Origin of the sequence: Kitasatospora sp. LaBMicrA B282 (assembly GCF_050325825.1) — a bacterium.
GTDB lineage: Bacteria > Actinomycetota > Actinomycetes > Streptomycetales > Streptomycetaceae > Kitasatospora.
The window spans coordinates 25,704-37,187 of record NZ_JBNQTI010000047.1; the positions used below are offsets into that span (position 1 = coordinate 25,704).

An 11,484-nucleotide genomic window follows, 5' to 3' on the forward strand; every position below is an offset into this window, starting at 1 on the left:
GGGCTCAGGCCCGGACCGCGCCGGTGACCAGCCAGCGGCCGGTCCGCAGCCGGCCGACCAGGAAGGCGCAGCGGGTCAGCATCACGGCGTTCATCGCCCACCAGAGGCCGGCCAGTCCCCAGCCCAGCGGCACCACCGCCAGGGCCAGCGGGGCGAACACGGCCAGCGTGCCGAGCATGGCCAGGGCCAGGTAGGCGCCGTCGCCGGCCCCGGTCAGCACCCCGTCCAGCACGAAGACCGGCCCCGCGGCCGGCTCGGTGAGCGCGACCAGCAGCAGCACCGCGGAGAGCTGCGCGCGCACCGCCGGGTCGGCGGTGAAGAGCGGGACGTAGAGCGGCCGGGCGAGGACCACCAGCAGCCCGAGCAGCACTCCGGCCGCCAGCCCCCACTGCACCATCCGCCGGGCCTGGGCCCGTGCCCCGGCCCGGTCGCCGGCCCCCAGGTAGCGGCCGATGATCGCCTGTCCGGCGATCGCGATCGCATCCAGCGCGTAGGCCAGGAAGCTCCACAGCGCCATCGCGATCTGATGGGCCGCCACCTCGCGGTCACCCAGCCGCGCGGCCACCGCGGTGGCCAGCACCAGCACCGCGCGCAGGCAGGCGGTGCGCAGCAGCAGCGGGCCGCCGGCCCGGGCGCAGGCCCGGATCCCGGTGGCGTCCGGGCGCAGCGTGGCGCGCTCGCGGCGGGCGCCGCGGAGCACCACGGCCAGGTAGCAGCCGGCCATCCCGTACTGGGCCAGCACGGTGCCGGTGGCCGAGCCGGCCACGCCCAGGCCGGCGCCGTAGACCAGGCCGACGTTGAGCAGCAGGTTCCCGGTGAAGCCGGCCACCGCCACCAGCAGCGGGGTGCGGGTGTCCTGCAGGCCGCGCAGCACGCCGGTGGCGGCCAGCACCATCAGCATCGGCGGCAGCCCGAGGGCGCTGATCCGCAGGTAGTCCACCGCGTAGTGGGCGGCGGTCGGCGAGGCGCCCAGCAGGTGGGCCAGCTGGGGGGCCAGCAGGGCGGTCAGCAGCGCCACCGGGGCCGCGAGCAGCAGGGCGAGCCAGATGCCGTCGATGCCCTGCTGGACCGCGCCCCGGCGGTCGCCGGCGCCGATCCGGCGGGCCACCGCGGCGGTGGTCGCGTAGGCGAGGAAGACGAAGAGCCCGGCGAGGGTGCTCAGCGCGGTGCCGGCCACGCCCACCCCGGCCAGCTGGGGGGTGCCCAGGTGGCCGACGATCGCCGAGTCGCCGAGCAGGAAGAGCGGCTCGGCCACCAGGGCGCCGAAGGCGGGGACGGCCAGCGCGAGGATCTCCCGGTCGTGCCGGCGGCGCTCGGCGCCCGACGGTCGCTCGACCTGCGGCTTGGCGCTGCCCGGCGCGCGGGGCGTGGGCGGAGCGGTCGGGGCGCCATCAGTCATGCGGCATACCGTAACGAGCCCGGCGTAAGTAGTACAAGGAATGATGGGCATTACGGACGGCTCGGGCGGGAGCGGGCGCCTTGGTCGCTCGGGGTTCGGCCGGCCCCGGGCGAACTGTGTGAAGTATTTCTCATGCACAGCCGGTGGATAGCGTCGGTGCAGGTCAGCAAGTTGACACTGGGCGGATCGTCTGGTTATCCACAGGGCTTTCCCCATCCTTGTGCACAGGTTTCGGGCAGTTGTCCACAGTGAAGGGGGCGTCATCCACATCGCCTGTGGATAACTCTGTCGGATTTTCTTGGAACTGGGCCCGCCCGCGCCTTAGCGTGGTCGCTCGTCCGACGCGCCGTGCCCACACCCGGCGGTCGATCTGTCCGGCGGGTGGCGTATGAAGGAGGTGGCGCGGACCGTGGTCCCGTCCGTCCACGCGGCGCTCGCCCGGCCGGCGGCGGTCCACCCGGGCCACCGCGCCACCGCACCGCATTCGCACCACTCGCTGAACGGGGAAGACGCGTGACCGGCCCCCAGTACGACGACCACGACGTCCCGCCGCCCCCGGAGGACGACTGGCAGCCGTCCGACGACCCGTTCGGTCCCTCCTTCCCCACCGCCCCCGCCGACGGCCCCAGCGACCGCCTGCCGGTCTCCCGCGGCCGCGGCCAGGCCGGACGCGGCGAGGGGGGCCGCGGCGAGGGGGGCCGTGGTGAGGGCGGCCGCGACTTCCGCAAGCGCGACGGCGACCGGGACCGCGACCGCGACCGGGACGGCCGGGCCGACGGCGAGCGCGGCGGCGCCGGCGAGGGCTTCGAACGGGTCCCGCCCCAGGACCTCCCCGCCGAGCAGTCCGTGCTCGGCGGCATGATGCTCTCCAAGGACGCCATCGCCGACGTCGTCGAGGTGCTCAAGCCGCTCGACTACTACCGGCCGGCCCACGAGCTGATCCACAGCGCGATCCTCGACCTCTACGCCCGCGGCGAGCCGGCCGACCCGATCACCGTGGCCAGCGAGCTCACCAAGCGCGGCGAACTCACCCGGGTCGGCGGCCCCGGCTACCTGCACACCCTGGTCAACTCGGTCCCCACCGCCGCCAACGCCGAGTACTACGCCCAGATCGTCCACGAGCGCGCCGTGCTGCGCCGCCTGGTCGAGGCGGGCACCCGGATCGCCGGCATGGGCTACGCCGCCGAGGGCGACGTGGACGAGATCGTCAACGCCGCCCAGTCCGAGATCTACGCCGTCACCGAGCAACGCACCAGCGAGGACTACGCCCCCCTGGCCGACATCATGGAGGGCGCCCTCGACGAGATCGAGGCCATCGGCTCCCGCGCCGGCCAGATGTCCGGCGTCCCGACCGGCTTCGCCGACCTGGACGCCCTGACCAACGGGCTGCACCCCGGCCAGATGATCGTCATCGCGGCCCGCCCGGCGATGGGCAAGTCGACGCTGGCTTTGGACTTTTCCCGCGCCTGTTCGATCACCAATGGACTGCCCAGCGTCATCTTCTCGCTGGAAATGGGCCGCAACGAGATCGCGATGCGCCTGCTGTCGGCCGAGGCCCGGGTGGCGCTGCACCACATGCGGTCGGGCAACATGACGGACGACGACTGGACCCGGGTGGCCCGGCGGATGCCCGACGTCACCGCCGCACCGCTGTACATCGACGACTCGCCGAACCTGTCGATGATGGAGATCCGGGCCAAGTGCCGCCGGCTCAAGCAGCGCAACGACCTGAAGCTGGTGGTCATCGACTACCTCCAGCTGATGCAGTCCGGCGGCTCCCGGCGGGCCGAGAGCCGGCAACAGGAGGTCTCCGACATGTCGCGAAACCTCAAGCTGCTGGCCAAGGAGCTGGAGGTGCCGGTGATCGCGCTCTCCCAGCTGAACCGTGGTCCCGAACAGCGCACCGACAAGAAGCCGATGGTCTCGGACCTGCGCGAATCGGGCTCGATCGAGCAGGACGCCGACATGGTCATCCTGCTGCACCGCGAGGACGCCTACGAGAAGGAGTCCCCGCGGGCCGGTGAGGCGGACCTGATCGTGGCCAAGCACCGTAACGGTCCGACGGCGACCATCACGGTGGCGTTCCAGGGCCACTACTCGCGCTTCGTGGACATGACCCGGGACTGATCGAACGTGGTGTAGGTTCTCAAATCCCGTGTCATTTTCTCAGTCGCGATGTCATCAGGTCCCTCACCGGTTTCTCTCGCAGCGTGCTGACCGCTCTCACACGTGAGTATGAAGTCGCGCTCCGTGAAGGCCCGCAGGACTACAAGCGCCACGGGACGGTCGAAGGGGACTGGCTGATCGAGCAGTACGTTCACCGCCGCCGGACCTTGCCGGACCTCGCCCGAGAGAAGGGCATGAGCACCGCGAACACGGCGCGCTGGGCCAAGACCCACAACGTCCCGCTGCGACTACGCGGAGGATCCAGCCACAGCCAGGCACTTCGGGCCATCGACCAGGCCAGCCGAGCGCCCCGCGTCCTCCGGCCGGCACTCGGCGGCCAGGGAGCCAGCGAACGTCTGAGCCGATTTGCGGCTGCGTCCGCCTATCCGAGCCTCGGCGCCGCAGCGACCGGCCTCGGCCTCGGCCTCAACACATTCACCCTTGTCGCGCAGATCAACCGGATCGAACGAGAGCTTGGTGGGCCGTTGCTGATCAGAGCTGAACGCGGCCGGCCCATGGCACTGACCCCCTTTGGCAGAATGGTGCTCAGGGCGGTCCGAAGCCTTGAACGTGAGTAGTCTGGTGCGATGGTTGACGTGGGGGTCGGCGAGTTGCGGCGGAGCCGCGACCGGCTCGCCAAGCAGGGGGAGGCCGCCGAGCAGGCGGGAGAGAACGCGGTCAGCGGATTGCTACTTTTCTACGCTGCTGAGTGCGGGTTGAAGGCCGAGGTTCTGCGTTGGGTTCTGCACCGCGAGGACACCTCTGCCTTGCCGGATGACCTGCGGACGCACGATCTGCGCCGTCTGGCCAAGGCGCTGAACCTTCAGGACCCTGCACCCGGGCCGGATCCGTTGCGGTGCCGTCGTCACACGGACAACACCTGGGTCGAGAGCCATCAGTTGCATGAGGCTTGGCGCTATGGTGCAGAACTGCGCGCAGATGATCAAAAGACGGCGCTGGAAGCTCTGAAGTCACTGGTGAAGGAAGCCAAGAAGGGATCTTGAGCGCTATGGCTGGCAAGCTCTTCACCTGGGTCGACATCGACTCCCAACTGGCTGAGGCGGCTATCGAGGGCCGGTGGCCGCAGTGGCTGTTGGAGGTCGATGCCTGGTGGGATGGACTGGAGCTATCGGTCCTCCCTGGGACCGAGACCAACGCGGTTCGCGAGTGGCTGGACAGCCAGTTCGGACTCGGATCGGCAGCCGAGGGTGAGACGGGCCTGCAACTCGCTTTGGACCGCCCAACAGGCCGCGCTTCCGAATCGCTTCCCGTGCGCCTGGTCGAATCAACCGATCCCGGGGTAGCCCCACGCCGTCCCAGGCTCAGCGAGCGCCGTGTTACCTCGGCGCTAGGCGAGGCTCTTCCGCGTCCCGAACTGGCCCAGTTTGCTGAGGATAAGCAGCTCACAGCCTTCCACTCGTTCAAGGGTGGGGTGGGGCGCACACTGCACGCCGTAGCGCTGGCCGACCTACTCGCTTCTCAGGGGCAGCACGTTCTCCTCGTTGATGCCGACTTGGAAGCGCCTGGCATCACCTGGATGTACCAGGCGCAGGGGGGCCGTTGCGACATCACGTATGAGGATGTCCTAGCGCTCCTGCACTCCTCCAAGAGGGGTGATCCAACGCAGGCGGTTGAGATCGCTGCTGCCTACCTGCCTAATCAGCGGGTCTCGCGATATCCGGGGACCGGACGCGTGACTGTCCTTCCGGCTAGTCGGCGCGGTCGGCTCGGCCCGCCCAGAATCGGCCCCGCCGACCTGCTGACCGAGGACCGTTCGCCATACTTCCTGAGTGAGTCCCTAGCGGCCCTCGCCGTTGCAGCTGGGGCTGACACTGTCGTACTGGACCTCCGGGCTGGGGCTTCGGAGTTGGCAGCGCCAATCCTGCTGGATCCCCGGGTGATGCGAGTTTTCGTCACCACGGTGAGCAGCCAGTCCCTCCAAGGCACCGAGACCATGATCCGGCAGCTCGGAGCGCAGTCGCCTGCGGTGGTGGGGACGGATCCCACTCCCGGCGCGATTGTGACTCAGTACCGGCTCGACGTCCACGACAGCCATGCGGAAGAGGCCCGCAGGGGCCTCTCCGCGGCACTGTCGTCCACGATTGCCCTGGCGGGGAGAGCTGCTGACGAGTACGCGCCGGAGGATCTGGCGGTGGATGAGCAGGTCCTGACTGAGCCTGTACTAAGCCCGTTCCGTGAGGAGTTGCTGGCGCTCCCCCAAAGCTGGGACGCGGTGGTGGAGGTCATTCGGCGCTGTGGTCTGCCGGGCTTGCTTGTTGAGTTCGCTCCAAGCGTCGCCGCCCCAACCAGCCCGGAGGAGCCAGCCACGTTGGACGCCCGGCGGCGTGAACTGGAGAGCACCGCACGTCGGCTTGTCTTCGCTGAGCAGCGCGGTATGGACTCCGGCCTCGGGTTTCTCACTACCGAGCCGGTGCGCCGACTGATTGCGGATCACAGTACCGACCTCCCGGTGGCGGTCGTGGTTGGCGCGAAGGGCGCGGGGAAAACCTTCACCTTCGCGAGGATGTGTGCCGAGCAGTCTTGGGAAGGGTTCGCCCGAGAGAACGGGCATAGCGTCGAGCGGACCGCGATGGTGGTTCCTGTCCTGGACCCGGCGAACATCACGGAGCCACAAGCAGGCCTGGTGTCGCCACAGCAGCTCCGAGACCGCGCCGCAGGTGGGTCAGGTGTCACGGCAGACAAGATCTTGAGTCATCTCAACGCCGGCCTCCGGAACGAGCGAGCTGACGATCCGGAGTTCTGGCGGTTGCGCTGGCTTGAGTGCCTAGCCCTGTCAGCAGGTATCGAGCAGGAGGGATGTGCCGAGGAATTCCTCATCGAGCGAACTCAGGACCCATCTAGGGCGTGCCTCTTTGTCATCGACGGTCTAGAGGACTGGCTGGAGTCGTTGGAGACGGAACCTAAGCGCATCGCGCTACGGACGCTGCTGATCGACGTTCCAGCTTGGCTCCGTCGACTTCGTAATCGCTCGCTCGGCCTCGTGGTCTTCGTACGTCAGGACTTGGTTCGCGCGGCGATTAGGCAGAATCTTGGTCAGTTCCTCGACCGCTACTCTCCCTATGAGCTGCGTTGGGGCACTGAGGACGCACTTCGGCTCTCACTGTGGGTGGCGACACGCGCCAATGCGGTGGTCACCCCGGAGCGGCCTATCGCTGACATGGGCTACGACGAGATCGTCCAGGCGCTTCTTCCTCTGTGGGGCGCGAAGCTCGGAACCGACAATTCCCGTGAAGCGTGGACCGAACGGTGGGTTCCCGCAGCCCTCGCTGACTTCAACGAGCAGATCCAAGCGCGCGATGTCGTCCGCTTCCTCCGTGAGGCGGCCAATGTCTCGCTGGGAGATGAGCGTTGGCCGGACCGGGTACTGACTCCGGCGGCTATGCGTCGTGCTCTGGGCGCTTGCAGCCGTGCGAAGGTTGAGGAGATCAACCAGGAGAATCCGCGACTGGGGAAGCTCTTGCGACACATGTCGACCTTCTCGGACTCCGTCAAGATGCCCTTCGAGGCAGCAGACGTGGAACTCACGGCCGACGATGTCGAAGCACTGGAACAGTGGGGTGCACTGGCTAGGGACACCGATGGGCGCTATCGGATGCCCGAGATTTACCGACACGAACTCGGCTTCCGTACGCATGGCAGGGCCCGGGTAGTTCGGGCTATGTGATAAGCCATCGCTGGCTGCAACGGAGGGGACCAGGGCATGTGAAATGCGTCGTGTGGGAGGAGAGGGGGGTTTACATGGAGTCTCGGACTACCCGCATCCGACGCAAGCTGGCGATGGTGCCCTATGCCGCGCTGCGAAGCCACTCCTTCGGTGAAGAGAAGCATGGGTTCCGCCTCGAACCCCCGTTGCCGGACGCGAAGGTCGCTGAGTTCGAGGCCGACCACCACATCGAATTACCCAATCCCTACCGCAGTTTCCTGACCACGCTGGGCGGGGGCGGGGCATCGCCTTTCTACGGCCTGATGCCGCTGCAGTCATGTCGGCTGTTCACGATGGACCCCAGAGGCGAGCCCAACCGCACTCGGGGTTTCACGCTCGCCGGCGGCCCGCCTCATCGAAGCGACCTTTTCCTGCACATCATCGAGGCAGGGTGCGCCGACCTGGTGCTTCTCGGCATCACCGGTCCACTGGCTGGCCGCGTCGTCACTGGCAACGCCGACGGCTTCTGGGGCCCCAACGTCTCGTCGGCCACCGACTTCCTGGCCTGGTACGAACGCTGGCTCAACCACATGCTCGACGGCCGCGACAATCGTGACCTGGAACTGACCTCGCCCGCCTTGCGAGCGCCTCTCGACCGCCCGCTGAGGAAGCACCGCAGCCGAGAGGATCTGTCACGCAACTGAGAATTCGGAGCCATGCCATCCGATTGAGACCGGGCCGAAGGCGCAGGTCGCCCAATCGGTCACATGACATCGAGGCTGAGAACCTACAAACGCGGCGCCGTGCTCAGTGCCGCGTCTCGTACCTGGTCAGGACCACGCCGCCGGGAAAGGTCCGGGTCTCCACCAGGTTCAGGTGCACCCAGCCGTCCAGCGCGGTGAAGAACGGCGTGCCGCCGCCCACCAGGACCGGATGGGCGGCGATCACGTACTCGTCGATCAGCCCGGCGCGCATGGCCGCCCCGGCGAGCGTGGCGCCGCCGATGTTCATCGGGCCGCCGTCCTCGGCCTTGAGCCGGGTGATCTCGGCGATCGCGTCGCCGGTGACCAGGCGGGTGTTCCAGTCGACCGTGTCGATCGTCGAGGAGAACACCACCTTCGGCGTGTTCCGCCAGGTCCGCGCGAACTCGATCTCCGCCGGGGTGGCGCCGGGCTGCTGGTCGCCGGTCGGCCAGTAGGAGCTCATCGTCTCCCACAGCTTGCGCCCGTACAGCGACATGGCACTCGCCTGCTCGTGGTCGAGCCACCACTGGAACAGCTCGGGGGTCGGCGGGCCGGTCCAGCCGATGTCGTCGCCGGCCGCGGCGATGTAGCCGTCCAGAGTCAGGTTCATGCCGTAGATCAGTTTCCGCATGGTCCGGCCTTCCGTCCGTGGGTGTCCCGGTGCAAGGACCAGCGTGGCTCGGGAAGCTCGTCAGTGCGCGCTCTGGGCGGCGACGAACCGCAGCAGTTCGACACCAAGGAGCAGTTGCTGCTCGCGGCGCTCACCCGCCTGGCGGTACGGATGGGCCAGCGGACGGCGGACGAGGCGGTGGCGGTGCTGCGGTACCACCTCGGTCGGGTCTTCCCGGCTGGGTAGCCTGAGCCGATGTCAACGAGCTTGGACGTACTGTCGATCGCACTGGCGGAGGACCGGACCTGGGGCGGGCTGCGGCCGTTGCCCGAGGCGGTGGCTGAGCTGTTGGGGGAGCTGGCGGCTCCGCCGCGGTTGGTGGCCCACCTGCGGGCGGTGCACGAGGTGGCGGGGCAGCTGGTGGAGTGGCTGGAAGTCGCCTGCCCGCAGCTGGGGTTCGACCGGGCGGCGGTGCTCTTCGGAGCCGCGACCCATGACATCGGGAAGACCGTGTGGCCGGCGGAGCTGTCCGGGCCGGGCTCGCAGCACGAGGAGGCGGGACGGGAGTTGCTGCTGGCGCACGGGGTGGCGCCGGAGTCGGCGCGTTTCGCGGGGACGCACGCGGCCTGGGCGGAGCCGGGCGTGGGGGTCGAGGACCTGCTGGTGAGCCTGGCCGACAAGGTGTGGAAGGGCAAGCGGGTGGCCGAGCTGGAGGACCTGGTGGTGGCCGAGCTGGTCCGGGCCGCAGGGGCCCCCGTCTGGGAGGAGTTCCTGCGGCTGGACGACGAGTTGACCAGGATCGCGGCGGGGGCCGAGGAGCGGTTGGCCTACCAGGCCGGGTATCCGGTGCGGTGGTCGGGGTGAGGTGGGGGGTCAACGGGTGGTCGGCGTGGTGGTGATGGCCGGGCGGACCTTGGTGAGCATCAGGTCGAGGAACTGGTCGGGGTGGCGGAAGGCCGCGAAGTGGCTGGCGTTCCGGATCAGGGCGAACTCCTTGACCGGGGCGGTCACTTCGTCGAAGAAGCGCTTGGCCGGGGCCGGCGGGGTGAGCACGTCGCCGTCGCCCTGGAAGACGAAGAACGGGAGCCGGAAGTCGGTGCCCTCGGCGCGCTCGTCGACCGTGCGGGCGGTCAGGGCGAGCGGCTCGGAGAAGGTCATGGCCTTCAGGTAGCTGCGCAGGCCGCGCAGGGTGTGCAGGGGCGAGAACCAGAGCGAGCGGATCACCACGGTCTTCATGGTGTCGTAGGAGAGCGGGTCGGTGGTGAGCACCAGCTTGTTGTACTCGGCGAGTTGGGCGGTGGTCGGGGTCGCGTCGGACTCGCCCATCGCGAGCACCGCCGCCAGCTCCTTGCGCTTGCCCGCGGTGCGCAGCCGCTCGACCAGGGCGTGGTAGGCCGAGCGCTCCCGGCCGCCGTCGATGATGTTCTGGTCGGTGCCGACGTAACCGGAGTACAGCTCGGGGTGGTTGCGCGCCAGGCGCAGCCCGAGCACGGTGCCGAAGGAGTTGGCGACCAGCAGGAGCTTGTCGACGCCGAGCCGGGTGCGCACGTGCTCGGTGACCTCCAGGGCGTCGCGGTGCAGCAGGTCCAGGCTCAGTTCGCCCTGGTCGGCGGGGGCGGCGGCGAAGGTGTGGCCGGCGCCGCGCATGTCCCAGCGGACGATGGTGAAGTGCTTCTCCCAGGCCCGGGTGCGCGGGATGAAGACCAGGTTGGAGGCGCCGGGGCCGCCCAGGATCTCCAGGATCACCGGGTTGGCGAGGTCCTCGCCGCGGATCGAGACCCACTGGTCCAGGCCTCCGATCCGGACGAAGCCGGACTGGTCGATCCCGTTGGGGCTGGTGATCCGCAGCTTCCTGGCGTTGGCGGACCGCTTGAGCCGGCGGTAGCCGAGCATCCCGGCGGCGGGGGCGGCGATCGCGGTGGCGACGGAGGCGGTGACGAGCGTAGCGAGCATGATGAGTTTCTCCCCTAAACTGTTTACCGCGTCAGCGGATGCGTTTACGGTATATACAGTTGGTGGTGGGTGTCAACGGGCATCCGCCGGCCGTCATCGGAAGGAGGGCCAGATGCCCAAGGAGAAGCCCCGTGACCTGCGCGCCGGCCTCGCGCTGCTCTGGGGCGAGCAGGAGCCGCCCAGTCGCGGGCCGAAGCCGAGCCTGTCCCCGCAGCGGATCGCGGCGGCCGCCGTCGCCCTCGCCGACGCCGAGGGCCTGGACGCGGTGTCGATGAGCAAGGTGGCCGGCGAGTTCGGCGTCTCGGCGATGGCGCTGTACCGCTACGTACCGGGCAAGGCCGAACTGGTCGAGCTGATGGTGGAGTCGGTGCTGGCCGAGGTCCCCGACGTGACGGCGGCGGGTGACGGCTGGCGGGAGCGGCTGGCGTTGTGGGTGCGCTGCTCCGCGGGGGCCTTCCGGGCGCACCCGTGGCTGCTGGCGGCCACCGCGATGCGGCGCCGGCTGCTGGGGCCGCACCAGCTCGGCTGGCTGGACGCGGCGCTCACCGCGCTGGAGCCGACCGGCCTGCCGGCCGCCGCCCAGCACCGGGTCTTCGTCCTGGTGGCCGGCCTGGTGCGGACCCTGACCCAGGAAGTGGTCGACTACGACCAGCAGGACGGCGAGGAGTGGGAGCGCCTCAGCGGCGAGCTGCTGGCCCGGGAGGCGCACCGGTTCCCGGCGCTGGCCCGGTCGATCGAGGCGGGCGGCTTCGCGCCCAGCGCCGTCGATCCGCTGGAGTTCGGCCTCGACCGGGTGCTGGACGGGGTGCAGGTCCTGGTGGACCGCGAGGGGGCCGGCCGCGAGGGGGCAGGGGAGGTGTGACCGGAATGACGGGCGGGGGGGGGGGGGGGGGGGGGGGGGGGGGGGGGGGGGGGGGGGGGGGGGGGGGGGGGGGGGGGGGGGGGGGGG

General features: G+C 69.6%; 11 protein-coding genes. 8 read left to right on the forward strand and 3 right to left on the reverse strand.

Annotated elements, in window-relative coordinates; all coding sequences use genetic code 11:
- Positions 1 to 4 precede the first annotated feature (4 nt).
- Positions 5 to 1,399, reverse strand: coding sequence for an MATE family efflux transporter (locus ACQRUO_RS15820; RefSeq protein WP_428316538.1), 1,395 nt, complete (start codon positions 1,397 to 1,399; stop codon positions 5 to 7).
- Between the two features lie 513 nt (positions 1,400 to 1,912).
- On the opposite strand from ACQRUO_RS15820, the gene dnaB reads away from it, so the two are divergent.
- The 5 genes from dnaB to ACQRUO_RS15845 all read left to right on the forward strand — a co-directional run bounded on the left by dnaB (position 1,913) and on the right by ACQRUO_RS15845 (position 7,933).
- Positions 1,913 to 3,526 carry a replicative DNA helicase gene (dnaB, locus tag ACQRUO_RS15825; protein ID WP_428316539.1) on the forward strand — a complete coding sequence of 538 codons (1,614 nt, stop codon included), beginning with the start codon at positions 1,913 to 1,915 and terminating at the stop codon, positions 3,524 to 3,526.
- 83 nt (positions 3,527 to 3,609) lie between these two features.
- Positions 3,610 to 4,143, forward strand: a complete 534-nt coding sequence (locus ACQRUO_RS15830) for a LysR family transcriptional regulator (RefSeq protein ID WP_428316540.1) — start codon at positions 3,610 to 3,612, stop codon at positions 4,141 to 4,143.
- Positions 4,144 to 4,152: 9 nt separating this feature from the next.
- Entirely contained in the window at positions 4,153 to 4,569 is a 417-nt protein-coding gene (locus ACQRUO_RS15835) for a hypothetical protein (protein WP_428316541.1), read from the forward strand.
- A gap of 5 nt (positions 4,570 to 4,574) precedes the next feature.
- On the forward strand, positions 4,575 to 7,250 hold the full coding sequence (locus tag ACQRUO_RS15840; protein WP_428316542.1) for a KGGVGR-motif variant AAA ATPase: 2,676 nt from the start codon (positions 4,575 to 4,577) through the stop codon (positions 7,248 to 7,250).
- Positions 7,251 to 7,324: 74 nt separating this feature from the next.
- On the forward strand, positions 7,325 to 7,933 hold the full coding sequence (locus ACQRUO_RS15845) for an SMI1/KNR4 family protein (RefSeq protein ID WP_428316543.1): 609 nt from the start codon (positions 7,325 to 7,327) through the stop codon (positions 7,931 to 7,933).
- A 103-nt stretch (positions 7,934 to 8,036) separates the two neighbouring features.
- Here ACQRUO_RS15845 and ACQRUO_RS15850 read toward each other — a convergent pair whose 3' ends face one another.
- A complete protein-coding gene (locus ACQRUO_RS15850; RefSeq protein ID WP_428316544.1) occupies positions 8,037 to 8,603 on the reverse strand; it encodes a dihydrofolate reductase family protein in 567 nt (188 codons plus the stop codon).
- A gap of 63 nt (positions 8,604 to 8,666) precedes the next feature.
- On the opposite strand from ACQRUO_RS15850, the gene ACQRUO_RS15855 reads away from it, so the two are divergent.
- Together ACQRUO_RS15855 and ACQRUO_RS15860 are read left to right on the forward strand one after the other, a co-directional pair.
- Positions 8,667 to 8,828 (forward strand): hypothetical protein, encoded by a 162-nt coding sequence (locus ACQRUO_RS15855; RefSeq protein WP_428316545.1) that lies wholly within the window; start codon positions 8,667 to 8,669, stop codon positions 8,826 to 8,828.
- A 9-nt stretch (positions 8,829 to 8,837) separates the two neighbouring features.
- Positions 8,838 to 9,446 (forward strand): HD domain-containing protein, encoded by a 609-nt coding sequence (locus tag ACQRUO_RS15860; protein WP_428316546.1) that lies wholly within the window; start codon positions 8,838 to 8,840, stop codon positions 9,444 to 9,446.
- Between the two features lie 9 nt (positions 9,447 to 9,455).
- Here ACQRUO_RS15860 and ACQRUO_RS15865 read toward each other — a convergent pair whose 3' ends face one another.
- Positions 9,456 to 10,535 (reverse strand): alpha/beta fold hydrolase, encoded by a 1,080-nt coding sequence (locus ACQRUO_RS15865; RefSeq protein ID WP_428316547.1) that lies wholly within the window; start codon positions 10,533 to 10,535, stop codon positions 9,456 to 9,458.
- A gap of 112 nt (positions 10,536 to 10,647) precedes the next feature.
- On the opposite strand from ACQRUO_RS15865, the gene ACQRUO_RS15870 reads away from it, so the two are divergent.
- Positions 10,648 to 11,397: a TetR/AcrR family transcriptional regulator gene (locus tag ACQRUO_RS15870; RefSeq protein WP_428316548.1), complete on the forward strand. Its 750-nt coding sequence runs from the start codon at positions 10,648 to 10,650 to the stop codon at positions 11,395 to 11,397.
- The last annotated feature ends 87 nt before the right edge of the window (positions 11,398 to 11,484 follow it).

Excerpts from the sequence above, each read along its gene's own strand:
- ACQRUO_RS15820 (WP_428316538.1), bottom strand. The coding sequence starts at position 1,399 with ATGACTGATGGCGCCCCGACCGCTCCGCCCACGCCCCGCGCGCCGGGC.
- ACQRUO_RS15835 (WP_428316541.1), top strand. The coding sequence starts at position 4,153 with ATGGTTGACGTGGGGGTCGGCGAGTTGCGGCGGAGCCGCGACCGGCTC.
- ACQRUO_RS15840 (WP_428316542.1), top strand. The coding sequence starts at position 4,575 with ATGGCTGGCAAGCTCTTCACCTGGGTCGACATCGACTCCCAACTGGCT.
- ACQRUO_RS15845 (WP_428316543.1), top strand. The coding sequence starts at position 7,325 with ATGGAGTCTCGGACTACCCGCATCCGACGCAAGCTGGCGATGGTGCCC.
- ACQRUO_RS15850 (WP_428316544.1), bottom strand. The coding sequence starts at position 8,603 with ATGCGGAAACTGATCTACGGCATGAACCTGACTCTGGACGGCTACATC.
- ACQRUO_RS15860 (WP_428316546.1), top strand. The coding sequence starts at position 8,838 with ATGTCAACGAGCTTGGACGTACTGTCGATCGCACTGGCGGAGGACCGG.
- ACQRUO_RS15865 (WP_428316547.1), bottom strand. The coding sequence starts at position 10,535 with ATGCTCGCTACGCTCGTCACCGCCTCCGTCGCCACCGCGATCGCCGCC.
- ACQRUO_RS15870 (WP_428316548.1), top strand. The coding sequence starts at position 10,648 with ATGCCCAAGGAGAAGCCCCGTGACCTGCGCGCCGGCCTCGCGCTGCTC.